Source organism: Bradyrhizobium vignae (assembly GCF_900324035.1).
GTDB classification, from domain to species: Bacteria; Pseudomonadota; Alphaproteobacteria; order Rhizobiales; family Xanthobacteraceae; genus Bradyrhizobium; species Bradyrhizobium vignae.
On record NZ_LS398110.1, the window covers coordinates 1,559,594 to 1,585,855 of the forward strand.

General features: G+C 60.2%; 21 protein-coding genes. 10 read left to right on the forward strand and 11 right to left on the reverse strand.

Annotated elements, in window-relative coordinates:
- Nucleotides 1–139: 139 nt before the first annotated feature.
- On the reverse strand, nt 140–922 hold the full coding sequence (locus BRAD3257_RS07510) for a hypothetical protein (protein WP_122401322.1): 783 nt from the start codon (nt 920–922) through the stop codon (nt 140–142).
- Nucleotides 923–1,020: 98 nt separating this feature from the next.
- Here BRAD3257_RS07510 and BRAD3257_RS07515 point away from each other — a divergent pair, with 98 nt between their 5' ends.
- From BRAD3257_RS07515 to BRAD3257_RS07525, 3 genes are all read left to right on the forward strand, one after another.
- Nucleotides 1,021–1,239: a hypothetical protein gene (locus BRAD3257_RS07515; RefSeq protein ID WP_122401323.1), complete on the forward strand. Its 219-nt coding sequence runs from the start codon at nt 1,021–1,023 to the stop codon at nt 1,237–1,239.
- 584 nt (nt 1,240–1,823) lie between these two features.
- Nucleotides 1,824–3,233, forward strand: coding sequence for a DUF2130 domain-containing protein (locus BRAD3257_RS07520; RefSeq protein ID WP_122401324.1), 1,410 nt, complete (start codon nt 1,824–1,826; stop codon nt 3,231–3,233).
- 281 nt (nt 3,234–3,514) lie between these two features.
- Entirely contained in the window at nt 3,515–4,321 is an 807-nt protein-coding gene (locus BRAD3257_RS07525) for an integrase (protein ID WP_122401325.1), read from the forward strand.
- A 179-nt stretch (nt 4,322–4,500) separates the two neighbouring features.
- On the opposite strand, the gene BRAD3257_RS07530 is transcribed toward BRAD3257_RS07525, so the two are convergent.
- Together BRAD3257_RS07530 and BRAD3257_RS07535 are read right to left on the reverse strand one after the other, a co-directional pair.
- Nucleotides 4,501–4,830 (reverse strand): hypothetical protein, encoded by a 330-nt coding sequence (locus BRAD3257_RS07530; protein WP_145986960.1) that lies wholly within the window; start codon nt 4,828–4,830, stop codon nt 4,501–4,503.
- Nucleotides 4,831–4,847: 17 nt separating this feature from the next.
- A complete protein-coding gene (locus BRAD3257_RS07535; RefSeq protein WP_160118761.1) occupies nt 4,848–7,508 on the reverse strand; it encodes an MBL fold metallo-hydrolase in 2,661 nt (886 codons plus the stop codon).
- Between the two features lie 385 nt (nt 7,509–7,893).
- Here BRAD3257_RS07535 and BRAD3257_RS40585 point away from each other — a divergent pair, with 385 nt between their 5' ends.
- Nucleotides 7,894–9,354, forward strand: a complete 1,461-nt coding sequence (locus BRAD3257_RS40585; protein ID WP_197711528.1) for a peptidoglycan recognition protein family protein — start codon at nt 7,894–7,896, stop codon at nt 9,352–9,354.
- A 716-nt stretch (nt 9,355–10,070) separates the two neighbouring features.
- Here BRAD3257_RS40585 and BRAD3257_RS07550 read toward each other — a convergent pair.
- The 8 genes from BRAD3257_RS07550 to BRAD3257_RS07590 form a co-directional block, all read right to left on the reverse strand.
- Nucleotides 10,071–12,137, reverse strand: coding sequence for a S8 family serine peptidase (locus tag BRAD3257_RS07550; protein ID WP_122401329.1), 2,067 nt, complete (start codon nt 12,135–12,137; stop codon nt 10,071–10,073).
- Nucleotides 12,138–12,243: 106 nt separating this feature from the next.
- The gene (locus tag BRAD3257_RS07555) at nt 12,244–13,443 is read right to left on the reverse strand and encodes a hypothetical protein (RefSeq protein ID WP_145986961.1); all 1,200 of its coding nucleotides are present in this window, start codon (nt 13,441–13,443) and stop codon (nt 12,244–12,246) included.
- A 737-nt stretch (nt 13,444–14,180) separates the two neighbouring features.
- A complete protein-coding gene (locus BRAD3257_RS07565; RefSeq protein ID WP_122401332.1) occupies nt 14,181–15,329 on the reverse strand; it encodes a hypothetical protein in 1,149 nt (382 codons plus the stop codon).
- Nucleotides 15,319–15,669, reverse strand: a complete 351-nt coding sequence (locus BRAD3257_RS07570) for a ribbon-helix-helix domain-containing protein (protein ID WP_122401333.1) — start codon at nt 15,667–15,669, stop codon at nt 15,319–15,321. The genes BRAD3257_RS07565 and BRAD3257_RS07570 overlap by 11 nt, the downstream gene beginning before the upstream one ends.
- Nucleotides 15,666–17,402 (reverse strand): argonaute/piwi family protein, encoded by a 1,737-nt coding sequence (locus tag BRAD3257_RS07575; protein ID WP_145986962.1) that lies wholly within the window; start codon nt 17,400–17,402, stop codon nt 15,666–15,668. The genes BRAD3257_RS07570 and BRAD3257_RS07575 overlap by 4 nt, the downstream gene beginning before the upstream one ends.
- Entirely contained in the window at nt 17,386–18,033 is a 648-nt protein-coding gene (locus BRAD3257_RS07580) for a hypothetical protein (protein WP_122401335.1), read from the reverse strand. The genes BRAD3257_RS07575 and BRAD3257_RS07580 overlap by 17 nt, the downstream gene beginning before the upstream one ends.
- On the reverse strand, nt 18,030–18,965 hold the full coding sequence (locus tag BRAD3257_RS07585; RefSeq protein WP_122401336.1) for a PD-(D/E)XK nuclease family protein: 936 nt from the start codon (nt 18,963–18,965) through the stop codon (nt 18,030–18,032). Before BRAD3257_RS07585 ends, BRAD3257_RS07580 begins: the two co-directional genes overlap by 4 nt.
- Complete coding sequence (locus BRAD3257_RS07590) at nt 18,962–19,303, reverse strand: helix-turn-helix domain-containing protein (protein WP_122401337.1); 342 nt, start codon at nt 19,301–19,303, stop codon at nt 18,962–18,964. The genes BRAD3257_RS07585 and BRAD3257_RS07590 overlap by 4 nt, the downstream gene beginning before the upstream one ends.
- Before the next feature lie 214 nt (nt 19,304–19,517).
- On the opposite strand from BRAD3257_RS07590, the gene BRAD3257_RS07595 reads away from it, so the two are divergent.
- From BRAD3257_RS07595 to BRAD3257_RS07620, 6 genes are all read left to right on the forward strand, one after another.
- Entirely contained in the window at nt 19,518–20,837 is a 1,320-nt protein-coding gene (locus BRAD3257_RS07595; RefSeq protein ID WP_122401338.1) for a metallophosphoesterase family protein, read from the forward strand.
- A gap of 3 nt (nt 20,838–20,840) precedes the next feature.
- Entirely contained in the window at nt 20,841–21,797 is a 957-nt protein-coding gene (locus BRAD3257_RS07600) for a trypsin-like serine peptidase (protein WP_122401339.1), read from the forward strand.
- 8 nt (nt 21,798–21,805) lie between these two features.
- Complete coding sequence (locus BRAD3257_RS07605; RefSeq protein ID WP_160118762.1) at nt 21,806–22,480, forward strand: caspase family protein; 675 nt, start codon at nt 21,806–21,808, stop codon at nt 22,478–22,480.
- Nucleotides 22,477–24,063 carry a hypothetical protein gene (locus BRAD3257_RS07610; protein WP_122401341.1) on the forward strand — a complete coding sequence of 529 codons (1,587 nt, stop codon included), beginning with the start codon at nt 22,477–22,479 and terminating at the stop codon, nt 24,061–24,063. Before BRAD3257_RS07605 ends, BRAD3257_RS07610 begins: the two co-directional genes overlap by 4 nt.
- Nucleotides 24,064–24,162: 99 nt before the next feature.
- Nucleotides 24,163–25,347 (forward strand): T6SS phospholipase effector Tle1-like catalytic domain-containing protein, encoded by a 1,185-nt coding sequence (locus tag BRAD3257_RS07615; RefSeq protein WP_122401342.1) that lies wholly within the window; start codon nt 24,163–24,165, stop codon nt 25,345–25,347.
- Nucleotides 25,348–25,351: 4 nt separating this feature from the next.
- Nucleotides 25,352–26,182 (forward strand): hypothetical protein, encoded by an 831-nt coding sequence (locus BRAD3257_RS07620; RefSeq protein ID WP_145986963.1) that lies wholly within the window; start codon nt 25,352–25,354, stop codon nt 26,180–26,182.
- Nucleotides 26,183–26,262 lie beyond the last annotated feature (80 nt).

Here is a 26,262-nt window from a genome sequence, read left to right on the forward strand (position 1 = left end):
GGCGGCACTCCGGGCAGGTGTCGCCCATCGAATCCAGAATAGCGCGCACCTCGGCCGCGGCTTCGTCCGGAGAGACGCCGGGCGGTTGATCCTGCCGAGCGATCTCGATGTGCGGGCGTGCCGGCCGACCTGCGCGAGGCTACTGAACAACGAGTATCATCACCCTGCTTATGGCGTCCCTCGGGGGGCCATAGCCCATGTGATCCGCGCCGATCTCGGCGCGAGCACGCTCAAGCCATGTTATGTACTCGCCGGCCGTAATCTCACTCGAAATAACTACGAACACCCAATCGAAGAAATGCGCGAGGCCGAGCGCCTTTAGCATCCAGTCATGTCTTTTCTTTCTGTAGATCGACTGGTTCTGGTACGGTCCGACGACAATCGCAGCCACCTCTCGATCCCTGCCGCCGAATGAATCTGTGAAACTGTACCGGAAGTCGACAGGAGGACGATGCGCAGGGCGCTTGTTCTCGCTTCGGATTACCTTTTCGTCGAGCCTGGTTTCGATATCGTGTCGCAGGCGTGGCTCGACGTAATCTCTGTATGATTGGAGCAAGGGTTCGTCGTTCGTCGTCCCAACCCTCGGAGATGCGCTCTTGCGCATTGAAGCCGCGAGCCCGCGTGTCGTCAGCTCACCCTTCTTCCATTTTGATAGGCCGACCACTGCATCGGCGGCGTTGATCGACCACCATCGCGAAAAGGTCTCGACCACGCCGAACGACGAATTCTCGAGCACGCTATAGCTCTCCCGGTCCGTCGCTTTCAGGCGGTCCAGGAATTCGAGCGCCACAACCGCGCGACGCACCGTGTTGACGTCGATCGAGCCGCCGGCCGCCCCCAAGGCCGCCTCGCGTGCGCCATGTTTCGCCGTGACCAGCTTACGCCGAGCCTCGGCTGCGGTCCGCTTCCAGTCCCAGACCAAGTTCAGCCCGCGTTAACTATATCGCCGTTGGGAGTCGACCCGCCGACTGGGGTTTGTTAGAGAAACATCGATTTAGTATTCACAAACCGATAAGATCAATGGCCAAGCGGTCAAAAGCGGCGAAGAGGACGAAGACGGCGAAGAAGGCGGCGGCAAAGCACGTCGGCAGGAAAGCCGGTAAGGCGAACGCCAACAAGATGGCTCTCGGCCGAGGCTGGCGGCTTACCTCCAAGGGTGGCACGACCCTGTCCGCCACCCTGTTGGCCGTTCACGATTTGGGTGACCGCTACCTCGCCATTTTCAAAAGTGCTGCATGAGCGGACTTCGAAGTTCCATCGCGGCGGACCTAGGCGCTCGCTGACGCAACGCCCGGCAAGGATGACGACGCGGCTCCGACCGTCGTTGGTAAAGACGGTCAAGGTGTGCAGAGTCGTTGGTCCAAACCGCCAAGCTAACTCCTTTCTTCGTGAAGGTGTCGGCCTCGGCGGCTAGGGCGGACAAGGGGGGGAACTACCGCGGGGCTTTGGATCGGGCGGCGGCGGGATCGGCAGATCGACCGCGCGGCCTTCACCCCGGCTTGAACGAGCCGCCCCCTTATGGAGCTTCGCCCTAATCCTGCGAAGGATCCGGTCTCGCATCTCTGCACCGGCGATCTCACCCGACACATGAACGGCAGCGCGACTGCTGGCAAAAGGCCGACGGCTCGCCGCCCTCAATCGTCCTCCTTCGCCGCGGCCCCTTTCCCTATGGCGAAAGCTGGGGAAAATGCCCGGATTACCGGCTCATTGCTTGACCGCCAAAACTGGCTTGTTCTAATTTTGTTCTCAATCAGCTCGGTCGAGTCGGTCGACCGTAGGCCCGTTTGAATGACAACAGCAGCGCCCCTAGCCTGCCCAGGACCATGCACGAGATCATCTGTCCCCACTGTGACAAGGCCTTCAAGGTCGACGAATCCGGCTATGCCGAGATTCTGAAGCAGGTTCGTGACGCCGATTTCGCAGACCAATTGCACGAGCGTTTGGAGTTGGCGGAGCGCGAGAAGCAAAGCGCGGTGGCACTGGCCAAGGCTCAGGTCGCCAGCGATCTGCAGAAGACCGCTGTCGCCAAGGATGCCGAGATCCAGGATTTGAAGTCCAAGCTTGAGGGAAGCGGCGTTGCCCAGAAGCTCGCGGTTAGCGAAGCGCTTAGCGCCGTCGAAAGGGAGCGTGACAGGCTCGCGAACGCACTGGCCGAGTCTGAGCGCGAAAAGAAGGCGGCGTCGGAGCTTGCCGATGCGCTTCTGGCCAGTGAGCAGCACAAAATCACCGCTGCCAAGGAAAAAGAAATCCAGGAGCTGAAGGCCAAGCTTCAGGCCGTCGAGCTTGAGAAGAAGCTCGCTGTAACCGAAGCGGTCGGTGCGATCGAGAAAGAGCGCGACGAGCTGAAGAACGGCATCAAGCAGGTTCAGCTTGAAAAGCAGCTCTCCGAGCAGTCGCTCAAGGACAAATACGAAACCCGGATAAAGGATCGCGACGACGCGATCGAGCGCCTCAAGGATATGAAGGCCCGTCTCTCGACCAAGATGGTGGGTGAGACCCTTGAGCAGCACTGCGAGACCGAGTTCAACCGGGTGCGCTCGATGGCGTTTCCGCGGGCGTATTTCGAAAAGGACAACGACGCGCGGACCGGCAGCAAGGGCGATTACATCTTCCGCGACTCGGACGAGGCTGGCACGGAAATCATCTCCATCATGTTCGAGATGAAGAACGAGAGCGACAGGACCGCCACGAAGAGCAAAAACGAGGATTTTCTGAAGGAGCTCGACCGGGATCGCACCGAGAAGGGGTGCGAGTACGCGATTCTGGTCTCATTGCTCGAACCGGACAGCGAACTCTACAATACTGGCATCGTCGATGTCTTTCACCGCTACCCTAAAATGTACGTCATTCGGCCCCAGTTCTTCCTACCGATGATTACACTGTTGCGGAATGCGGCCATCAACTCGCTCAAGTATAAGACGGAGCTGGCGCTTGTGAGGGCTCAGAATATCGACATCACGCAGTTTGAAAGCCAGCTAGAGACGTTCAAGACTGCATTCTCGAAGAATTACGATCTTGCCTCCCGGCACTTCCAGACCGCCATCTCAGAGATCGACAAGTCTATCGACCATCTGCAGAAGACAAAGGATGCGTTGATCGGAGCCGACCGGAACCTCCGCCTTGCGAATGACAAGGCGCAGGACGTCACCATCAAGAAGCTGACTAAGGGCAATCCGACGATGGCGGCGAAATTTGCGGAGCTTAAGAGTCCGCCTGCTGAAGCCGCAGAGTGATACGGTCGAGACTTCTCGTGACGCGCCGCCCCTTTGCAGCTCAGCCGGTTGGTGAACTTGCTGAAAGGCGCAGCTTCAGGGCGGTTGCGCACTGAGTGTTTGGCCGAAATTACCGCAAAGAGGCCACCTCTGGAGCCCCAGCTACTTCGCGGCCTCGTTTGGCGGATCCCATTGCTCCTCTTGCTCTCTAACTTTTCAGATCGTACTTGCTAAGCGCGCGAAGCCGATCCGGTTCGCGTCGCGCACCGGTTCGGCAGCACATAAAATAGAGATTTAGTACGATGATTGAAGCAGCCTGGCTTTCCGAAATGTACGCACGTTATAGACGGGAGCTGGAGGCGCTCTCGCCGGTCGATATCGGACTGGCCGACTATGACTTCCGCGTTTTGCCAGGCTCCTTGTCTCCGAGATGGGCGATCTATCGCGGAATGTTCGAGGACTTCCATCGTGAGATCGCGAATGGCATCAACACTCTTTTCGACTACGCATCCCGTTTGGATGCATGGAATACCGTGATCCGCGGCACGAGCGAACAGCAACTCCTTGATCTACTCGTCGAGTTCGTCGAGCCCATAGCGGTCTTGGCACTCGGCCTGCCCTACGCGCTACGCTCCAGATTCATTTTCGCGACCGCCCACCTTTGCCATCAGGCAAACGGCTCCAAGAAGCCATATTGGAAAGATGAGTTCGAAGGCGATGACCAGTTGCAATTCCTCCATGCCGACCGATACGGAAGTCAATGGAAGGCTTATCCCCGGCTGAAGCAAGCACTGGAGAAATTGGGAAACAAGGATTTCAGGACTTCCACTCGAGATTTCCGGAACGCCTACAATCATAGGTTCGGACCGAGAATCGGCATCGGGATCACTCAATTCGTGACCAGACGCTCAAATCCGGATTCGAGCGAAGTCGCCTACGTTTTCGGAGGAGCGCCCCCTCTCAGCATCGAGGAGCTGACGCCGGTCTTGAAGGCGCAAGCGCGCCTCGGGTTGGCTGCCCTCTCGGAATTCCAAAAGTTGGTCAGGGAGCACGAGGTAAGCATTCGCGCATATCTATCGTCGCAGGAGGAAAGCGGCGACCATATGTAACGCGACCAAGAAGCCCCGCGTACATGATCTTCCCGCAGCGCAATTGGCTAAGATAGCCGGGCAGTTTTCTTTAAAACAAGGGCCTGCGGGAGCAGAGTTTGACAAATTCGAGAGATTCAAGGCAAGCGATCTCATCCCGAAAAACGTCCAAAATACAAATTCGAGCGATCCGCAGAGGATCAACCCTGCGACCAGATGACCTTCTTTTTGGTCTTGGAAACGGCTGCGACCTTCTTGAGTGGGCCGGACTCGAGTTCGACGAGATCCGTATCCTCGGCGCCGTCAGAAAGAGGAAGAGTGTCGGCACTGCTGGAGTCGCGAGCCCCCAGGTATTTTCTCCTGAGGTCGTCCAGCCCAGGCATAGTGGTGTCTGCCGCAGAGCGTCGGTCGGAGTCGGCAAGCGTCTCCGCCAGCGTCTCCGCTCCCTCCTCCATGGAGCTGACGCGGGTGGCCTTCCATCCGGGGAAATGCTCTTCCGCGATCTTCGCGCTTTTGGAATCTTTGGCCATATCGTGCTCCTTGCTATTCACCAGCCCAAGCCGAGGCAGGTGAATTGCCTGTAGATTTTCCGTTCGATCGCCAGTTCAAGCGGCAATCGCCGGCCATGAGGCATCTCGGCAAGGAAGGCCTTCCGCGCATCGAACAACGCCTTTGCGGGCGAAAAATCGTTCGATGCTAGAGCCTTCCAGAAGGCCCGGTGCATCGGGCCACCGAAGAAGTCCCCGGCCGAACCAGGCGAGTAGTGTACTCCCGTACACCCCACGAAGGCCAGAGCTCCGGCGGCAAGAGAGGCCAACGCCATCGAGGCATCGGGAGCCTTCGGAGATACGGTGCCGGATCGATCGTTCGCCCTTTGATTGACGGTCAGAGCGCCCCAGCAGCAGCCGGCAAAGACAATCCCCAATCCGGACTTCGGGAGGACGTCCGTATTGATCGCCTCGATGGCACCGCTTGTTCCATCCCCCCAGAAGCGGGAGCCGTCGCGGTCGAGCCCATGCAGCATAAAATAGAGAAACGGTTGTCTGGCCGCGCCAGCGTTGACGTCCCTGTAGCCCCGGGGCCCGCTGGTCATGTATGGCGCACTACCCGGTACCACGGAGTTAAAGATATCGAAGGAGAAGGGACGGGCGCTGTTGCAGATGCCGAACCGCTGGCTCACGCGGCCTGGCTTGTCCGCAGTCAGCGCCGCAAGGACCAGCGCCGGCTTCTTCGCGTCGGGTATTCGGCTTACCGGAAACTCGGCGAGTCCATCACCATCTGCGTCGCCGTAGATCTCGTCGCTCCATACGATGAATTCATCCTGATCCTCCGCGATGGCTCTATGGGTGAGAGACGCCCGGAGGGGGACGTCGAGGACGTCCACGCTCTGCGACTTGACGACGTCATAGCCTCCGAGCACGACGGTGCCGTCGTATTTGCCTGTCGCAAGCTCGGCCGTTACTTGCCGCTCCGGCGCGCTGCCGTCGACACCGAGCAGTCTGCTGCCGCCGTCCTGAATCAGTCTCATGATTCCGGCTGCGTCATCTCCGATGTTTCTCCTGAGACGCTCCTTGTCGGTCACGAACAATATGCGCGACAGATCGCGGCCGGGCGCGAACCTTCGTACGTCGGCCGTCCTTTCCGTCGACAGGCGCGGCGGACGCGGCGGTGGTGGCGGATTTTCCTGCTTCGCTTCAAGTGCGGGAAACCGCTGGATTTCGATGACGTGGCCATCAATCGTTACCCTGCCGTCCCGATATGGAATTCTCGCGAAGATGATATCGACGAACTCTCCGTCCGTCGGAACGCGCCCCTCCAGAGAGACCGACTGCGATCGCCGATTCTCCTGTACTTGCTGCACCTCGGGCGGGGTCTTCCGCTCAAGCGAAGCCAAATTCTCGTCGCGAGCCTTTTGTCGTTTGTTGAGGGCGAAGTCGTTTAGGCTACCCCGCGAGGTCTTGAAAGCCGTGCGACCGACGATGCTCGGATCGACCGCAATCTGACCGTTGCGGTCGGTTCTGGCGAACGTGATGCCGTTCAATTCCTTCAGGTACGCCAGGGCGTCCACGTTCGGATGATCGCTATCGTTCAGTCCACCCGAATGCGCGAGGAGAGGTGGGCTACCCAACTGCTGCCAAAAGGTTTCGTCGATGCCGTTGTAGCTGGTGTGATGCGTCATCTTGACGAAGCGATAAGGACCAGCGGCGACCACCTTTCGCCGCAAATCGGCGAGTTCGGCGGCGAGGCCGTCGACCTCCGAGTCGGCGAATTGCATATCTCCCGCCAAAAGCACTTTTTGGTCGCCGTCACCGAACTTGACCACTAGGCTCTGACAATTCAGCGCCGATCCCGTCCCTTTTCGGTCCATGAGCGGCAACGCATCTCGGGCCGGATCGCCGAGAAGGATCTGCTTGTAGACGCGCGTTGCGTTTGGAGTTAGGTCGGTTGGAATCGCGGAAACGGCGTCTTCCGCCGCCTTTTTGGCTTTGCGGGCGAAAGCTATGATCTGGTCTCGACAGATTTCAAGCTGCGGCAGGGCGGGGCCGATGACATCGAAGCCCGTGCCGGCAAGCATTTCGTAGATGGGTGCGAGCTCGGCGGGATCCGTCGATCCCCACTTGAAAACCGTAGTACCGTCGTGCTCGAGCTTGTCGATCGCATCGCGATACTTTTGCCCCAGCTTAGCGACTGCGTCGAGAAACTCGTCCAGCTGCGCGTCCGGAAGGAACGAGTGGTCTTCCTCCAGGAGGCCGGCGACGACCTTCTCGACCTCGATGTCCGGGTCGTCGCCCAAAGCGTCGCGGAATCCCGGAGGAAAAGCCAAGTCGGGATCCGCGACGATCGCATACTTGGGGCGTATTGTATCCTCCGAGACGAGCTTCGGAAGACAGCCGATGTGATCGTTATGGCCATGAGTGACGATCAGGAGGTCGATCGTGAAAGGTGCCTCTCCTCCAAGGACGGAAGCCAATTGATCGGGAATGGACTCGTAGCCGGATTGTCCCGCAAAGTCCGACGGGTGGCCCGCATCGATCATGACGGCTCGGTCGCCGAACCTGCACACGATGCAATCGCCGTACTGTTCCTTGCCCATGTCAAGAAGGTAGTAGCGTGCCCCCGCGGCGGACATTCGTCGGCCTGGCCTTGCGCTCGTCTTCTTGGCCGACTTCTTTGCGGATTTCTTTGCAGCCTTCTTAGCGGCCTTCATGAGATATCCCCGCATCTCTCTCGTTTAGGTCCTTGAAGAATTCCCGTGACGGCGCTTCGCCGCAACCTAGTGGGGTCCCTAGGTTGTTGCTCTGCCCAGCCAAGATGCCATCGGCTCCTTGGAGCTGGTCGGCGGTGGCCCACGTCGATGCTTGGGAGCCTGCAACGCGAATGCGACGGGCTGCTCACCTGACGCGGGCTCGCAGCTGCCGATCGAGCTCGCGGAAACGTTTGAGCGCGGTGCTGGCGCTCCACCTCGAGCCGGCCAAGTAGTGCCTGCCTGAACGGCCTGATCGGCGGAATATCGTGCGCTCCTAGGTAATTCCCTAGTTCGCCTTCGCTCATAGATGTCGCAATCTGGGCTTCTCACGCGGAGAGGTCGAGCCATGAAGCGAACAACCGGCCGGAACGTGTTCGTTACCGATCTCGCGAAGGTGCTGAAGAAGGTAGACAGCGCGGCTTTCGCCGATCGGCTCAGCAAGGCCGGAATGAACGGCGTTTGGATACGCGTGGGTCGCGGTCCGAACCGAGACGCCAATATGACCGATCCGAAACTTTCGACACTGCGGAGCGAGCTTCAGAAGGTCGGCGTCGAACTATGGGGATGGCACGTTCCGTTCTGCGCCGATCAGAATGCCGCCTCCGACGAGGCGACCAAGGTGTTGAAGTGGGCGGACGATGCGAGCTTGACCGGCATAGTGGTCGACGCGGAGCGCACTCCGGAAAGCCCGCGCTTCAGAGGGGGCAACAAGGAGGCAATCACGTACCTGAAGCCTCTGACGAAAGGCTTGGAGACCAACGGACGCGGGATCGCCTTTTCGAGTCACGATCAGCCGGCCTTGCACGCCGACATGCCCTTTGAGCCGTTCCTCGACTACATCGAAGATGTCTGTCCTCAGGTCTACTATACGTCGGCGAACCCTCAGGTCCGGCTGCGAAAGTCGGTCAACGGGTACAAGGCGTTGATCCCGGCGGGGGACTTCGTGTCCCGCTACAAGCCGACGGGCAATATCACGATGACCGAGGACGTCGCGATGCCGGACGTTGCGACCTGCCTCGCCGCGACATCGAAATTCTTGGATCTGGTGCGCGGTGGCGGCTTCAAGTCCTGCAGCTTTTGGTGCGCAGACAACGCGCCCGACGAGATCTGGAAGCTTTTCGGGGACACGGCCGGCGCCGATCTGCAGACCGATCTCGCCGTCGAGCCCGCATCGATCAGATCAATCCTCTCACCGACACAAGGAAAAGCTATGAACCTGGATGCCGCGCAACTTCAGTTGAACATCGTGCAGGACTACGTTCCCGCCGGTAACAGCAACCGTCCGGGTACCCGGATGTCTCCGACGTCGATCACGATCCACAATACCGACAACTCAAGTCGCGGAGCCAACGCTGCGGCTCACGCGCGGTACATGAAGGGGCCGGATGCGCAGAAGCGACAGGTTTCCTGGCACTTCACCGTCGACGACAAATTCGTCTACCAGAGTATCCCTACTAACGAGATGGCTTGGCACACCGCCACGAGGCAAGGAAATGAGACCAGCATCGGCATCGAAATTTGCATGAATTCCGACATGGCGGACGTCGATGCGTGTTACGACAGGGCAGCGCTATTGACCGCCTGGCTGGCCTATCGTCTGGGCATGCACATTCCGAGCAACATCTATCAGCATCACGATTGGTCCGGTAAGAACTGTCCTAGAGTGCTCCGCGCCAAGAAGAACGGCTGGGCGGACTTTCTCGCGAACGTCCAGAACCACTTCAAGAATCTCGAGCCCGTCGACGCACCGTTAATTGCGCTTCCCAAAGGCAACCATCATCGTAGCGACCCTTCGGCTCGAGCTTAGATGCCGGGCCCCAGGTCGGGCGGCATTCGCCTCGATCGCGGCGGAAGGGGCGACATTTTTGCGTGAAGCTCGTCCGTTGCCGAGCGGCCGGCGAGGCACAACGTCCAGCCCTCCAAGCGCATTCGTCTGCACGCACGAGCATTCGCAGAGACGATAGCGGCGCTCATAACCGGATGCAGTCTATGAACGGTGCGCTGACACATAGCGATGGCAGCAGTATGCGTCAGCGTGCTGCGACCCGCGCGACAGGCAATGGCGTTGATGAAGTCCGAGCGTGCTGGCCGCTTTGCTATCGACAACCAAGTTCGCTTGTGACGAAAATGGCGCTTGTGCCAATGGTCAGTCGATCTGGGGCAGTTTGCGACCGAGTGACATGGACTCCACGCTCGGATGTACCTCGAGCCGCTTCATGTCATCGAAGGTGATTTCCGCGGAAAACATGCGCGGGCCGATGTGGGTACGGGGCGTGACGAAGACCGGGCGCCTCGCGCCCCTTCGGAGCTTGACGAGCACCTCGACCTTGTCGGAGCCGCTACGGGACTGGGAGGAGAGGGAGCTCGGAAGCGACTCTAGCTTTCGAAACAACTTAAAGTCGATCGGCATGGCAATCAGCCCTGTGCGTCCCCAATATAGGATTTACCCCCGAACGGTTCAAGAACGGTTAACGAAGTATGTCCCCGCGATGCAGCAAAACAAGGGCGAGCGTGACAACATTGCTACAGTTTAACGCTGCGACCATTAGCACGGCCGAAGCCGTACGCCGGATCCCAGTCTCCTTTCTTCGCCAACTCCGGAGGTGCGGTGGAGACCCCATCGATAAGTTTCCTTCTGAGCTGGCCGATCGAAAGATTCTTTCCCTTCCTCTTTGCTTCCGCATAGATGAGAGCGACGAGGCCGGTCACGGCAGGCGCAGCCATGCTGGTTCCTGACTTCTTCGTGACGGCATTCAGTGACTTGGACAAGGCGGCGTGAACGTGTTGTCCGGGTGCCGACACTTCCGGTTTGGGCCTTCCATCGCGAGTGGGACCTTGGCTCGAGGAGGGAGCGATGGTCTTCTTCCGCTTGTTCGCATCGTAGTTTCCCACCACGATAGTATGGAGTCCGTTCGAAATCGAAGCGAGAGTGTGGGAATCGACGGGGTCCACAAACCGCGACTGTTTTTCCCTGCTCACGTGAGGTTCGATCCAGGCGTGATAGTCGACTTCGCCATCCTCCGACCGTAGTTGCACGACGAAACGGCCGCTGGCGAGCTTGTTGGCGATCCAGATGCCGATCATGTTGTCGCCGTTGTTCGGATCGTTCAGCCGCGAGCCGATGAAGATCAGAACCTCGTCATTCCGAGTGCCGTACGAGAAATGATCGCCGGGCGCGGCGGTGCCGATCTCGGTACCGTCGGGCGCGAACAAAGTCACCTCCAGCCTCCGGTCCCCCGGATACCAGATCTCCATCTCGCCACCGCCCTCCAGCCTATGCTCCCACTCGATCCTCAGAGAGCCGTCGGCTGGTACCTTGCCGCTCTTGTGTATGCGTTTGTCCTGCCCATTTCCGGCCGCGACGACTATCGCGCGGTTGGGACGGTCCCGCACGATGATATCGAGGCCCTGCTCTACGAGAGACGTCGCGTCGTGCGGGCCTCCGTTCGTCCCGAGACTTATGTTGCATACGCAGGGACGATCTCCTGCGACGTCGAAGACGAAGCGCACAGCTTCGAGAAGCTGGATCGAGTCGCCGAAATGCGTCTTGACGGCTTGTTCCCCGGTTCTTCCGATATCGGAGATGGACGCATCGACGAACACGATATCCGCCTCCGGTGCGAGGCCTGGTTTCCCATTGGCTCCATTTCCGGCCGCGATGTCCATCACGTGCGTGCCATGCGCGCCACCCTCCTCATTTCCCGGATCGTAGCCGAGCGCGGTGTAGGGATCTTTCGTGGCGAGCGCCTTGTCGATTTCCTTTTGGGTATGGACGGTGCCGTAGCTGGTCAGCGAGGTGTGCCTGTTCGCGGCCTTCTGGTCCCAGATGGCGAGCAGCCTGGTCTTGTTGTTCTTGCGTCTGAAGTTGGCATGCACGAAGTCGCATCCGAAATCGACGATGCCGACGACGACGCCTTTGCCGCCGCGAGGACGAACTCCTTTCGGCAGCATCGCCGGGGTCGCCTCGAGAGCTTCGACCGTCGTCTCCAGCGTGGGCTTGACGACCTGAGGTGCGGAAAGGCTGATGACGTGCTCGTTGGAGGCGACCGCCTCGAGGCGATCGATGGGGAAGCGCCCAGTGACGATCCAGCTCTTGCCATCTTCTGTCCGACCCATCACGACCCCGGGGTCGACGTCGGCAATGGCCCGCCACTCCTCGACCGAGCTGACGCGCGCCACCACCGCGACTTCGTCGTTGGCGGTCGACGAAAGGGTCGGGCCGAGCTTGCCGGTCCGGAAGTTCGCGACCGCGAGTTGGAGTCTTGGCTCCACGCCTTCCGGAACGTCCAACGTCAATTCGCTCAACTCTGAAAACGCCTGCCTGTTCGCGGCGGAAAGCTGCGTCGCAAGAATCTCCGGAGTGGGGGTCACTGCAGGCAGAAACTGGTCCAGAAAGGCGGGACCGGAGGAGGTCGGCGGTACTACTCGCGGCTGGTAGGTGCTGCCCGCCGCAAAGCCGTAGCGGTCGTTCGTCTTGCGGGCCCGGGCTTTGCGTCCCATCCGCTTTTTTGCCGGGATTTTGGCTGATGAGCGTTCGCCCGTCCGTTTGCGCCCGCTTCCTCCACCCGATTTTTTTGTTTTCGTGGCCATCGTCCTCAATCCATCGGCCTGGGCCTTCAGGCCGCTCGGCGAAACACTTTACGGACCGATTTGCCCGCTGCGGCGCTGAGCCGACAACTGGGGAAATGCCTAGTATTTACGCCGCCTTGCGCGTGGCGCCTCGATGCTCGTAGATCGCCGAGTGCGACGTGAGCGATGATCGCCACATGTAGACGTCTCCCTCCTTCACGGAGAGGAAGCGACCCGGCAATCGTAGACCCAGCACGCTGCCGGACTCGCCGGCATAGTCGGTCGAACTGATCAATACTTCTCCGAGTTTCGAACGGTTGCCCGTATAGAGCGTAGGAAGGCTGAATTCGACCATCCAGAACGATTCGTCCAGCCCCTCCAAAGCCGCAAGCGTGGCCCGGTCGGCCCTGGACTGATCGTGGGCCTTGGCCCGCTTCAGGTGATCGATGTACTCGGTCTTGCTGACCAACACGGATCGCAACGTGGGCGCCTCGCTCCGCTTCGCCATGTAGCGCATCCAGAAGTTTTCACCTTCGACTTCGGGCAGCGGGGGCAGGCTGCGCAGCAACGATGCCGCAATGGTTTCCGCTTGATTCGAGCCGATCGCCGGCCTTGGCAGGAGCCCGATGACGCAGCTGAGCTGCATCTGTGGATTTTTGGCAAACGAGCGGGCGCTGAGCGAGAGGTAGGGTCCGAGATTGTCGTCGTGGATGAAGAAGTGGTCGATCCAGGAACTCGACGGAAGATATCTGGCGGACCTCGGACCGGAGTAGGCGTGCATCGCCTGCGGATGCCATTGGTCGGCCCTGCGAGAATGTCCGAATGCCGTCACCACGTGACCGACGCCGCCTTTGGTCGTGAAGCCGAGCATCGCCAGATAGCCCGAGTCGATGAGGGAGGCGAGCTCGGCGAGATACTGATCCGGCTTCAGATCGGTTCGTACCGCGGCTTTCATGCCCGAGGCGTTGATGACCTGAGCGATCTGGCCGGATCCAAGGAAATCGACCTTCTCCTTGATTCCCAGAAGATGGTTGATGCGATCGGCACTGATCCGGCTAGGGGAATGCTGAGAAGAGCCGATCGCCATGCGCAAGCACGAATGCGCGCAGACGTGCAGAGTGTCGTTCTGTTGGCAATAAAGGATGCCTTTGACGGTGAAGATCTGGCCAAGGACGCTGCACTCGAAGTGCTTCGTCGGAAGGACCAGCGTCTGGGGAAAGTCGAACGACCGGTTGCCGTAGGGCCGCTTCGGCGGAGGCAGGATCGCCTCGTAGACGTAAGAATGCGTAAAGCGAGAATGATGCTTCGCCTTGTAGTTGATCAGCACGACATGAGCGATCATCTGCGCTCGCGAGAGATCGACAACGATCGACCCTTCGCTCGGGTTTCTGAGGAAGGAGAACGCGACGGCCTCAGCTTCGCCGCCGCCGCCGCATCGACGATCCAGAGCCGTAATCTCGTGAGCGACGTCGGGACGGGAAACGACATCTTCGACGACGAGTTCTGTGGCGCCCTGTTGTCGCGCGACGGCGCAGATGCGCAGGAGCGGAGACTGGTTGGTTTCCGCTTTGAAATATCTCTCGACGACGTTGGAAAAGAAGGAGTACGGCGGGGCGCAGTCTATTCTATCCGACCCGGTCGGCAGAGCACGCCAGCGCGGCATTTGGCGTTACCAGGACGGAGTGTTCCTGGGCCCGCCCAAGGGGATGTTCAGATTGGGGTTCTGTTCGGCTTCCCGGATGCGGCTAAGGTATTCCCGCTGGTCCTGCTTAAGCGTGGGCAGGCGAAAAGACGGCCCCTGAGGGGTCCGCACCGCCGTCTCTGCCTCGCGCGACTTGGTCTCATTGCCGGCCATGGCTCAATATCCTCTGTCGGCCGCCTCAGATCGTTCCGCCCGGACTAACACGATGGGAACTCGGATACAACGCAGGATTGCTGAAATGGGTCCGATTCGGCGTAAAAATAGCGCCGATCGGCTGCGAAAGCGTTACTTGTCCCCCAATTTATAGGTGTTCGCGGCAAATTGGTAGTGCCGGCTTGCCGTTTTTGCCGTTCTCCGGGCCTTCAGCTGACCGCGTACTGCGACCTCAGTTTGCCCACCGTCTCCCGTTCCCAATCCAGGTATTCGCTTGGTCTCTCCCAAAGCCGCGTCCAAGCCTCATTCAGGACCCCACGGACAGCCCCTGTCAGCACCGGGCCGGCAAGATGGCAGCTCATCGCCGGCGTCGCCTCCATTGCCTTGTCCACGCACAGTTCGAGGAGCTCGGTCGGGTAGCAGCGCGCGAATTCCGGCGGGACGGTCGGCTCGGCCACGCGGACCAAGGACCGCCATAGCTGCGAGATCTCGCCGGCGACCTCATCGAACCCCAGCCGCCGCAGTGTCGAAAGGATGACCTGCATGCGGGCATCGTCCGCCGGATGCGAGGAGGTGCCGAACTCGGGAACCGAATAGGCCGGCTGTCGCTGGCCCCGTTTGGAGTGGAGATGAAGGTGCGACCAGGCGAACGCAGGCCCGACCGTGCACGTGGCGAATATATCGCAGAAGAACTCCGCACCCCACGCAGCGGCCCACGAGAATTCAGCGGACCGCGACAAATCTCCGATGTCGCGAGGGGTTCGACCGCGGTGCACTGCTGCAATCTGGCTCTCGAAATGCCGGCCGGCCTCGGTCGTCAGATCCCAAAGTGCCGCCCTGATCGGTTCGGTGAGGGGATCGTTCCTGTGGGTCGATGCGAGGAGAGGGTGCGCGAGTTCGTGATAGAGGTCCGGCAAATGAAGCAGGAAGTGGCCTTCCATCAGCGGAACGAAGAGCAGGTGGAAGTCCGAGTAGATGAAGAAGTATTGGGACGAGCTTGCGGTCACGACTGGAGGAAGCAGCGGATATGCGAGCTCCTTGCAAATGGCGTTCACAAATGGAGTCAGGAAGAGATCTTCCGGCGTCGTTCGTTCCAAGGCCGTGAGCGCCACCATCTCGATCAGATCCAGATCTTCAACGAGGCGGCGAAATTGTCTCTGCCTCAGCCCGCTCGATGGCGCGGGATGGTTTTGCTCAGCGAAAGCGAGTAAATCCTCGATCGACCGGTTCAGACGCGTCTGGGTGGTGGTTATGATCGGCCCATAGTGCAGCGGAAGATTTCTCGGAATCTTGCCGAGCAGAAGCCGGCCACGGGATGCCAACTGACGTGCGGAAACGGCGAGATACTCATCTAGCATCGACGCGGAGTCTCTCGAAGGCAGCCGAGCGGCTCCGGTCCAATATGCGAGCCAGCGTCTCGAGCCGCTCGGCCAGGTCCGGCGGCGCGGGGTCCCGCTCGAGGGCATCAGGAAGACCGGACCAGGTCTTTGCCGGTGCTTCGCTGTTTGGCAGCAGGTATCGCATCAGATGGGCGCTCGATCCGCCTGCCATCATATGCCGCAAGAGCTTCGACAATTCGGTCCGCGCCGCCGACGAGCCGGGTGCTCCGGTAGAAAGGTCGGCTATGACGGTATCGACCAGCACGGACAATGTACGTATTTCCGAGTATAGGCCCGCCTGAAGGCCAGTGTTGCTCATGCCCTTTCCCTCCCGTGCTCGTCGCCGAAACGGAGTTCGTCCTCGTCGTACTCGGTTGCATCCTCGCCCAGAACCCGGTCCGTCAGCTTGATCGTGATCGGCAGCCGCAGACAGTCCTCCGGTCTCGTCCAGGTCAGGGTCGAAAGGCGGAAAACGTCTTCGAGGCAACGCTCGAACTCCATTTCCCCCTCGACGAACCGCACGTGCAGCGGCTTCGACGTTCCCGGTCTGCGGAAAGGCCAGCCGGTGGTGGCCAGATAACCATCGTTTCCCGAAACATAGTGCAGGCCGACGTTGGGATTGCTCACGCGGGAGCCGCAGCCGTCGCGCCGTACGTCGAAGAACCTCAAGGGAGACGGGCTCGTCTTGTGAATTTCTACGATCGTCAGCGTCGCATCGGACTTGAGGACGCCATCGGCAAGCAAGGTTCGGAAAGCTTCGCGGGCACCCGCTCGCTCCTCGGGGAAGCTGCGGCCGTCACGATGGATCACGATATCGCCCAGCGAACGACCCCCGTCCTCGAACTCCTCGCGCAGCAGGGTATCGAGCTGAGTGCGTATCTGCGAGGCGAGCAGCTTCTCGGATTGCCGTGACGATTCCGAACGAAACCTGATCGTCCTTCCAGAGTTCGAGACTACCGTGTAACCCGCGGTGTTGCGCTTGACGTCGATCCCGATCACGACGTCGGCATGCAGCGGCTGGGACAGAACGAAGGGCCATTTCTCGTGCGCCAGCAGGACCTTCGATATCGCCACGTTGCGCACGTAACTCCTGAACACTCCGGCCTTCCTGTCGTTGAGGCGATAGACCGGATTTCCGCGTCCGTCGTCCCGCTGCTCGTAGCACTCGCGCCCTTTCGAGGAATGGATGACCGTCGCTCGGATGGAATGTTCCAGCTTCGGAAGCTCGCGCAGGATCGCAGCCTCGAGTTGGTCGTGGCTCCGCGGCTTGCCCTTGACGATGTCGTGGATCATGACCGTGGCGAAACCGGCTCGTCGGCACGAAGAGCGGACGGCCTCCAGAATGGCGTTCGCCTGTTGTGGGAAAGTGTGTCCCACCCCGACATCGTCGTAGCTGACGACGTCCGGTTCGAAGGACCCGTGCGGGTACAGTCCGGTTACCTCGCGCTTGAGCATGTGCACGAACGGCGAACCCCAACTATCCACCACCATTTTAGGAAGGACGATGTAATGTCGGTCGAGAGGAGTTTTGACTTGGAAGCCGGCCTTGGGATCGAGAAGAAGCTCGCGACGCGCTTCAGCAAAGCCGGCCGGCGCGACGTTTCTTGCGCCCGGGGTACCCCGTGCCGAAAGCGTCTTGCCGCCGCCGAAGCTCAAATCGGGCAAGGCGTAGATCTTTCGTTCGATCTCCACCGGCCGATCGCCGAGCCGAAGCTTCCTGCCGCCCACCAATATCTCTGCAAGATGCTTCCTGCAAATCTCGGCGATCTTGGCGCGCCGGATCTCCGGAGGCATGATGGTTTCCCGATGGGAAGCGCGGACTTCGCGGGATTCGGTATCGTGCGTGAGGAAGCAGAGGCCGGCCGGCGCGGAGCGCTCTTCACCACGCGTGTTGAGGTAGACGACGACCTGACCCGCGGGATCCAGGCGGGCAAGCTCGGGCGGGATCGGCTTGCGTGATCGGTTCTCGATGAACTCTGCGAGCCCGACCATCTGTCCGTCGGCGTTCGGCACGAGCACTTCGCTCACGTTGAGGTCATGCAGCGCGAACAATCCGATGTCGAACCATTCGTGGCCCATGCGATAGATCCGCATGGCGCCCTCTGATGCGCCTGAAGTCGTTGCGGGTCATATGTCGCAGCGGCCGCCGCTCGATGAAGCAGCTGCGCGAGTCGACGCACAGACCGATACCGCCGTCGGCGGTGATCATTGCGCGGACGCTGAATCCCTCGTGGCGGCCGATCGGACCGTCGCCGCCGATCGGGCTTTTTTCGTAGTAGGCGGAACCGGCGCCGGGCTGCCAGAGCGAATAGCGCGATCTAAGCGGCGCCTGGACCATGAAGTCGATGAAACGCGTGCACAGCCGGTCGGTCGATGGAGTACGCGCGCCGTAGTCCAGGACGCGTGTACCGGAGAGTTCGTCGAAGCGGACGCTCGCGCGGGTCACGATCAGGGAGTCCGGAATGGGATCGGCATCGGCCGGAACGCCTAGCCGCAGTTCGTCATCCTCCTCGAACATCTCTACCGGCTGCTTGAGCAAGCGGCTCAGTCTTCCGACGATATGGCTTCGGTTCTTGTGGTAATCGATGGAAGAGGAGTTGAGGCCTCGTACCCGATAGCTTCGGTAGGTGGTCGAGAGCTCGTTCAGGTTCGAGATCGGGAAGATGTTCGTCTCGCTGATCATGCGTTCGTCTCCCAGCAGATCCGCTTGAACGAGCAGTCGGCGCAGACGCCGTCGAACGGAGAGGACGAGAAATCGTCCGGCGACATATCGGCAAGCTTTCGCCCGTCGATCGCCGTCAGCATGGTTGAAGCGCTGTCGGCGATGTAGTCCTCGGCAGCCGCCCGATCTTCATCGTCGAGCTCGTGGTTGCGGATGCGGTCGATCAGGAGCTGCACCTCGAGGAGCCGGATGTCCGCCGACTCCCGCAACGATGGGTTCTCCGGAAAGTCCTTGTGCGGGGTGCATTTGACGAGCGCTCCCGCGTAGATCGCGAGCTGGAGCCAAGCGTCGCTCGATCCGACCGCGTGCGCCTTCCAGTCGATGATCGCAGGCGCTTCATTCTCATAGAATGCGATGAGATCCGGCACGCCGACGACCGTGACTCCGTAGGCCTGGTATTGGAGTGGCCGCTGCGCAAAAAGCGACTTTGCGCCGAGCAATCTGTTGAGAAGGCCGCGGTGGCGCAGCAGGTTCTCGATTGCTGCGACTACCTCGCGCCATGCGGTCTCGATCTCTTCTGCAGTCGGACCGTCTCCATATTCGACGCTGAACAGAGCGGCGTACGAGCGGCCCCACGAGGCCACCGGCATGTCAGGCTCGCGCAGCGGATTCTTTTTCGCCGTGGCGAGCTGCATGTCAAATATCTTTCGCGCAAACGCGATCGCCTCTTGCCTCTCGGGCAGCTGCCTGCTCTTCAAGGAGCCGACGATGGTGCCGGAGATGACTTCGTCGACGACCGATCCCCTCCAGCTCGCGACGCTCTGCAGCTTTCCCAGCAGGAAGGCCGCTCTCCGCTCGGGATCCTTGGCTGTCGGACTGGCGAACACGTTCCGGAAATACCATTGTCGTTGGCATTTCCGGAACGTCTTCGCCGAGGACAGCGACCATTTCATTTTCGCGATTTCCTCGACCGAATGAATTCCAGATATTCCGCCAGCGCGTCCTCCTCCTCTGGATTGGTCGGACCTAGGCGCGCTGCGAGGCGGGCACCATCGTGATGTCCCGGCAAAGTTTCGGATGAAGGATAACCTGCGTCTCGCATCAGGGTCGAATAGGAAATGCCGTAAAGGCCAGCCAGCTTGTGGAGCACGTTAGGCGAAGGTGCGGCAATCTTGCCGTGCTCGAGCTGCGACAGATAAGCGTTAGATATCCCGGTTTCACGCTCGGCATCACGAAGGCTCAGGCCCTTTCGCTCTCGGGCGGCCGTTAACGTCTTGCCTAAAGTCGCCATGTCCGAATCCTTTTATGCAAGTTATATCAAGCGGTGCTAAGTTTATCAAGCGCAGTTGCGCGGGGTCTCCCTAGGTGGCGAGGGTTGCCCTCTATGTCAGACTGGATCACCATAGTCGGCGCGTACGCCCGCTCGGAACGGTGTCGCCCAGGGGCGCCGCTTCTCTTTCGGCATTGGCGATTTGCCTGACGCGCTCCCAAAGATAGGATTTGGAATGAGCACAGAAGCGCTCCCCGAAAACGTTTTTGTGACCTTCGAACAGATCTCGAAAGCGATCGGCAGCCCGGAGGCTCTTGGAAACCTCGACGAGGCAGCGAACAAGGACACGAGCATCGATCCCGTCCAGCGCGGCGCCATCATGGCGGGCGTAGGTCATGTTCTTCGTCAATTGCAGGAGGCGGAGAGCCGAGCCGGCGCCAAGGTCTTGACGACCCCGCACGACGCAAAGGCCGCCCGCTTACAAAGCCTGGTGGCATCCGGCGAAGCAGCTAAGTTGAGCTTTCAGGCGCTACCGACCGGCGGCTACGAGGCCATGTTCGACACCTCCGACTGGGGAGGGTGGGCAAGCGTGGTTTGGGAGAAGCTGAAGCATCTGGTCCCGCACGACATGGTTCGTCCAAAGTCCGACCATGCGGCTCCTTTTGCCGACAAGGCCCGGATAGCCGTCGTGGGCGACTGGGGCACCGGGCTATATGGAGCCCCGAAGATCGCGGAGGCCATCCTGAAGGATCCCGATCCTTTCGAGATCATCATGCATCTGGGCGACGTCTATTATTCGGGCACCCGCGCAGAGGTCGATTCCCGGTTTCTCAAGACGTGGCCACGGCCCCGCGGGGCGATCTGCCGGGCGCTGAACTCGAACCACGAGATGTACTCCGGAGGAGATGCGTACTTCGATCGCATCCTTCCCTCGTTCGGCCAGGATGGTAGCTATTTCGCGTATCAGAATGCTCACTGGACCCTGATCGGACTGGACGTGGCGTACCATGACCATGCCATCGACGACGAACAGGTCGGCTGGGTACTGGAAGTCGTGCGGAAGGCAGGGGACCGGAAGATCGTGCTCTTCTCGCATCATCAGCTGTATTCTAACATCGAATCGGAACAGGGCGACAAACTGTGGTCGCATGCCCGATTTGGCGAGCTGCTCGGAAGCAAACGGATCTTCGCGTGGTATTGGGGCCACGAGCATCGATGCACGATCTACGAAGCGCCCGACCAGAATTTCGGAATCTGGGCGCGCTGCATCGGGCATGGCGGGATGCCTCAAAGTCGTGATCTGACCATTGATTTGCCTCGCGCGACGGGAGCGCCTTACGCTCGCGCAGACTGGCGTTCTTGCGGCCCATTGACTGTCCTCGGCAATCCGCTGCCGTCCGCTGTCGTTCTGGAGGGTAGAAACGAATTCATCGTGGGCGAGGAGGACAAGTTCTCCCCGCACGGCTACGCGGTGCTTACGTTCGATGGTCCCCATCTCGAGGAAGAGGTGCGGAGCGCCACAGGCGTCGCGATCTATTCGAAGCGGCTGGCGTAGAACATGGCAGGGGACGGCGACGCTCAGGAAAGCCGAAGCTTTCTGCTCGCGCGTGCTCAACGCGCCCTCGGCGGCAATTCCCCGATCGAGGCCGTGCGGAAGGTCCGGTCCATCATCGGACCGAGGGAGATTCCAGATAGCGAGGCCGCCGCACAAGAGGCGCTCAAGCTTCTCCAGGATGGGCAGTCGCCGTCGCCGCAGCAACTGGCCGCTCTGGAGATCGTCGTCCGCCTGCTCAGACCGGTAGTGTTGTCTCAGGGGGGCGTGCTGCAGGACTTGCAGGAGACCGCGAACCGCGACTTGAGACCGCAAGAGCTCAAGGACGCTTGGAGTTCATTCCGCGCCGCAGCCGGGCGATATGTCGGATCGATCGGAAGGATCGAGGACGGAAGAAACCGTCACGTCGGTACGGGGTTCGTCGTTGGCGATGGCCTCATTGCCACGAACCGCCATGTCTTGGCCGTCTTGAGTAGCGGCAGCGACGCCCTCGCGCCGGGCGCCTCGCGTATCGTCTTCAAGGGCGAGTTCGCCTCGACGGACGCGCAGTCGGATATCGTTCCCATCGAAGGCGTAGCGAAGGTGCATCCGACGAGGGACATCGCGATATTCAGGGCAGCTACTGGAGGGCGACCGTCGGTTTCTTTCGCCGCGGACGTGCCCGCTGCCGGGGCGAGCGTCGTAACAATCGGGTTTCCGGGGAAGGATGAATACAACAATCCTCTGTTTCTGACGTCGGTCTTCGATGGCAGATTCGGCGTCAAGAGCGCGGCGCTGGGCGAGCTCCTGGACGGCACGAAGGCCTCTGACATCTTCCATGACTGTTCGACCACTCAGGGCAACTCGGGCTCACCGGTGTTCTCCATCGAAACCGGCCTTGTCGTCGGTATCCACAGGTCCGGCTATTTCATGTACCGGAACGAAGCCGTACGATCGACCGAGATACAGGCGGTTTTGCACTAGGAGCTCTCGTGGGTCGTCGCGCTCTGATCATCGGCATCGAAGAATATGGCTCGGTCAGCGACAACAGCATAGCCGCCAAGCTGCCGGGAACGCTCCGGTCGGCCATGGATTTCCGGGACTGGCTAATCGGCAAATGGGATGCCGAGAACGTTCTCGCATCCGAGCGGCAGATCATCTTCTGCTCCGAGCCAGCCATCGAAGGCGGCGAGCATGCGACAGCCGAGGACCTGACGCAGGCGCTGCTCCAACTGAAGGCGGCCGGCCAAAATTCCACCGAGGAGTTCTTCTTCTATTTCAGCGGCCACGGCTTTTCCTTCGTCGAGCCCGACGCCAGATCCGACGTGATCATCGCCTCCAACTATAAGGCGATGCAGCTCTCAGGCGGAGCTTGCATGAGACTCGACAAGGCGATCTATTGGCTGAGGCAGCATCTCGGCTTCGGCCGCCAGTTCTACTTCGTCGACGCATGTCGAAACGATCTGGACGGTCGCAAGATCAATCCCGGCGGGGTCATTCCCCGAGCGATCCGCAGACGTCCGGAGAAGCGACGACCTACCTGCTGCAGTCTACCGCTCCAGCGGCAACCGCTGCCGTCGACGGAAGGTTTGCCGCCGCCCTTCTCGACGGTCTCAAGGGCAAAGGCATTGCCAAAACCTGGGACGACACCGAAGACGACACCATGATAGTCCGGTTCGATACCCTGAGAGGGTTCGTGCGGGAGCGGATGTCCCTTCAGCGGATCTACATCAATGTTGCGGGAGCGGACGGCGAAACCGATGCCATTCTGAAGCGACTGAATCCGGCACCTACATCGAATTGCGTGGTCAGGATATCAGGAATCGATCCGGCACCGGCTGGAACGATTTTCACGACCGGCAGGCGCAACCCCTCGCGCTCCGAACTGAAGATCGCCGGCCCCACGACGACGTTCCAGCTGAAGCCGGATCGATACAGGATCCAGGTGGAAGTGCCCGACGTCGAACTCCAGAACGACGTGCGAGACGTGATCGTCTTCGACGATACGGAGCTGGTCTTCAATCGCGCCGATCCGGCCGGGGCCGCCAAGCTCGAGCTGCCGGAAGTCGCCTCCGAAATCGTCATCCCAAAGGACCTGACGGTGGAGCTGCAGGATTGGGCGACCGGCGATCGGAAAACCGTGGAGGGAGCGGGCACAGCCACTTCGCTTCCCCGTGGGTCCTACAGGGCCATCGTCCGTGATTTGAACAGACAGGTTTTGAGATCCGACAATCTCATCGTCGAGGCGGGCACTTCGACGGACGTGGACGACTGGTCGGGCAGTCTGCCGCACGCATCGATCGCCGAACGTTTCGGCGGAAGCAGTGGCGGTATCGTTTTTTCCGACTCGATGGGCCCGGTTTCGGACCCCGATCTGAACGTCTGGCTTGCAATACTCGGCGGGGGGCGGATCACCGCGGGTTTAACGGGTGCCGATTATACGAAGTTCGCGCAGCTTCCGTTGTTCGACTTTCTACACGACAACCCCGGGGGCGCCCCGGTCTATCTGCTCGCCGCCTTCGAAGATCCCTCCTGCGTTCTCGAAGTGAAGGTATCCGCCAAGACCGAGAGCGGATGGAAAGAGGCGAGACAGCCGGAGAGGATGCTGGGGATCAGAGAGTTGCTTGTCGACACGGAAGGTCAAGAAGTTCTCGTTTCGCTCCGGTTAAGCGGGGGAGCTACGACTTCAATCGCTACGAAGACTTACCGTGCGTTGGCCACGTTTCTGACGATGACGCTGGATGCAAACGGGAGCCCAGTCATTTCGCAGTTCGTGCTGCCAATGCACCGATATCGTGAATATTACCGTTCATTCTTCGCGCCACCGGTTTCTGCCCGCAATCTGCTGCAGGGCCTTAAGATGTCGGCTGAAGCTCAGCGCGCCTACAGGCATCGCCGCGATTTGAGGAAAGTGCTTCCGGACGCATTTTGGCAGGACGTACGAGGGGCCGAGTGGTTGGATCCCGTTGCAACCGCTCTAGCAGGATATGAGCTCGTCAGACGCGGGCTGAACGACGACCGTCGCCGGCTGCTGCGCACCTTGGCGCAGAAACTCCTCTTCTACTTCCCCGAGTTTCCCGACCACAGACATCTGCACGCAATGTCGGAGGTGCAGGTTGGAGGGATCCGAGGAGCGTTACCGATTTTTCTAGACGGCCTTCGGGTTATGGAGGCCCATGATTGGCCTCTCCCAGAGAGCTATCTGGATTACGGCAGTCCTTGGATGGCCTGGAAAGGTGGGGGATCATAGTCCCTGAATGACGGCAGGCCGGCATCATCGTGTTCGATCCTCGCCAGCCGTTGCAACTACAGGTATTATTGGACCTATTTGGCAACAAGGACATTGAGAATGGTTGGCGAATTGGCGGGCGATCAGCCCCGAAAGCGAATTGCCATATTCCTCGACGGGACCTGGAATACGACCAACGACAATACAAATGTCTGGCGCCTCCGAGCGCTCACGGCGCCGGTCGGCGCGGATCAGGTAAGGCAGTCGATCTACTACAATACGGGCCTTGGAACGCAGGTCGGCAGCAAAGTGCGCGGCGGGATGTTTGGCGTCGGAATAGACGACATCCTTCTCGAGACCTATCAGTGGCTCGTCGAAACCTACAACGACGGGGACGATATTTTTATCTTCGGTTTCTCCCGCGGATCCTACACCGCGCGCAGTTTGTCCGGCTTCGTCTCTCGCTGCGGCGTTTTGAAACCGGGGGGGCCGCTTTCGATTAGGCAGCTCTATGATCGTTATCGGCAGGGACTGACTGTCCCATCGATCGAGCGTCTCCTTAACCATCCACCGAAGAACCCGACGTTGGAGGAGGAGTGGCTTGTCCGCTACTCTCGCTTCGTGAATATAAAGTTTTTGGGGGTCTTCGACACCGTAGGGTCGCTGGGTGTTCCCGTGGGCTTGAGCCACTTCAAGAAAAGCCACTCGTTCCTCAACACCAGCCTTCGGACGCCGAATATCGCAGCGGCGCACGCGCTCGCGATCGACGAGCATCGTCCGGATTTCGCCCCTACGCTATGGACCAGAAGCGTGCCCAAGGACCCGACCGCGGATCAACCGAGGGCTCCGCGCTCGCTGGCAGAGGCGGAGCAGCGCTGGTTTGTTGGAGCACATGCCAACGTCGGCGGCGGTTATTCGAACGACCTGCTGTCGCAGCGGCCGTTCGCCTGGATGATGAAGCGTGCCGCTGCCCAAGGACTATCGTTCCGCAGCGATGTCGACCAATTCTCTCCGACGATCCGTTCACCTGTCATCGATTCCTACGGGAGCTTCCTTGGCGGCTTCTACCGCTTTGTTCAGCGAAAATATAAACGTCCGATCGGAATCGACCCGACCGACAATGGTGCTGCGGTGGAAAGTACGATCAATGAGACGATCGACAGCTCGGTCTTCGAACGCTGGCAGAGTGACGACACGTACAGGCCCGAAAATCTCTCACACTGGGCCAGCCTGAAGAACGCGGATTTGGCCAAGCTGTCCGGATCAATGCGTGCAGACGATCTATCGCAAGTACTAGAGGATTGAGCGAATGTCGCTAGTGGAGGGGAATGTACCCAAAGGGCCGCCCAACCAAGTGGCGCCAGGCGCCGATCCTGCACGGCTGTGCTGGATCTGCAAGGAGAACAAGGCGGATTCCGGAGAGCACAAGACGAAACGCAGCGATCTTCTCGCCGTGTTGGGCAAGGTGTCGCAGAAGCAGCCGTTCTTCTACAGCGATACGAAGAAGAAGAACCAGGTTGTGGGAAGCCTGGATGCCAAGATACTCAAGTCGCCCGTTCGCATCTGCGCCCACTGCAACAACGCCAGGACGCAATCTCACGATCGCGGGTGGGAATGGATGTCCGATCGGCTTCGTTCACGGCGGCTGGAGACGGGCCGGTGGGTCCGCTGCAACCGCATCTTCAGGCACTTTACGAAGCGTAAAATGATCGCCGTGCACCTGTACTTCCTGAAGCTGTTCGGCTGCATGATCGCGGAAGCGAAGGCTAACGGCCACGAAGTCCCCATCAACCTGGACGCTTTTTCCAACGCGATCATGTCTGGCCGGCCTCACCCAGAGGTTCATTTGCAGTTCGGTCGCTGCGACAACGGCATAGGAAGGTCGGACCTGCATTGCTGGAAGACCGACCCGGGAGGAGCTGTGATCGGAGGCTGGCTCTATCAATTGGAGCCAATCGCCGTGAGCATCCTGTACGTGCAGGCCGGCAAGTTCAAGGACAGACGCGATCTCTGGCATCCGCACTCGCGGACGAGCGCCAAGCGGTTTCTGGTCGCCGATTTCATGTACGCTAGGCGCGACCGCACCGAAGAGAGGGCCAAAGCGACAGCCGCAGCGGCGGAAGCAGCACACGCGCCATGAAGCGCTTCGGAGATCCGGCGGGTGCCCATCCGCGCCGCGGCTCCCTACATGACCGCAGAGACTTCGACGGCGCTATGTGA

Coding starts and splice junctions, on each gene's coding strand:
- BRAD3257_RS07595 (WP_122401338.1), top strand. CDS start 19,518: ATGAGCACAGAAGCGCTCCCCGAAAACGTTTTTGTGACCTTCGAACAG.
- BRAD3257_RS07615 (WP_122401342.1), top strand. CDS start 24,163: ATGGTTGGCGAATTGGCGGGCGATCAGCCCCGAAAGCGAATTGCCATA.
- BRAD3257_RS07520 (WP_122401324.1), top strand. CDS start 1,824: ATGCACGAGATCATCTGTCCCCACTGTGACAAGGCCTTCAAGGTCGAC.
- BRAD3257_RS07525 (WP_122401325.1), top strand. CDS start 3,515: ATGATTGAAGCAGCCTGGCTTTCCGAAATGTACGCACGTTATAGACGG.
- BRAD3257_RS07590 (WP_122401337.1), bottom strand. CDS start 19,303: ATGGCGACTTTAGGCAAGACGTTAACGGCCGCCCGAGAGCGAAAGGGC.
- BRAD3257_RS07530 (WP_145986960.1), bottom strand. CDS start 4,830: ATGGCCAAAGATTCCAAAAGCGCGAAGATCGCGGAAGAGCATTTCCCC.
- BRAD3257_RS07550 (WP_122401329.1), bottom strand. CDS start 12,137: ATGGCCACGAAAACAAAAAAATCGGGTGGAGGAAGCGGGCGCAAACGG.
- BRAD3257_RS07565 (WP_122401332.1), bottom strand. CDS start 15,329: ATGCTAGATGAGTATCTCGCCGTTTCCGCACGTCAGTTGGCATCCCGT.
- BRAD3257_RS07535 (WP_160118761.1), bottom strand. CDS start 7,508: ATGAAGGCCGCTAAGAAGGCTGCAAAGAAATCCGCAAAGAAGTCGGCC.
- BRAD3257_RS07580 (WP_122401335.1), bottom strand. CDS start 18,033: ATGATCAGCGAGACGAACATCTTCCCGATCTCGAACCTGAACGAGCTC.
- BRAD3257_RS07620 (WP_145986963.1), top strand. CDS start 25,352: ATGTCGCTAGTGGAGGGGAATGTACCCAAAGGGCCGCCCAACCAAGTG.
- BRAD3257_RS07600 (WP_122401339.1), top strand. CDS start 20,841: ATGGCAGGGGACGGCGACGCTCAGGAAAGCCGAAGCTTTCTGCTCGCG.
- BRAD3257_RS07570 (WP_122401333.1), bottom strand. CDS start 15,669: ATGAGCAACACTGGCCTTCAGGCGGGCCTATACTCGGAAATACGTACA.
- BRAD3257_RS40585 (WP_197711528.1), top strand. CDS start 7,894: ATGAAGCGAACAACCGGCCGGAACGTGTTCGTTACCGATCTCGCGAAG.
- BRAD3257_RS07610 (WP_122401341.1), top strand. CDS start 22,477: ATGATAGTCCGGTTCGATACCCTGAGAGGGTTCGTGCGGGAGCGGATG.
- BRAD3257_RS07515 (WP_122401323.1), top strand. CDS start 1,021: ATGGCCAAGCGGTCAAAAGCGGCGAAGAGGACGAAGACGGCGAAGAAG.
- BRAD3257_RS07585 (WP_122401336.1), bottom strand. CDS start 18,965: ATGAAATGGTCGCTGTCCTCGGCGAAGACGTTCCGGAAATGCCAACGA.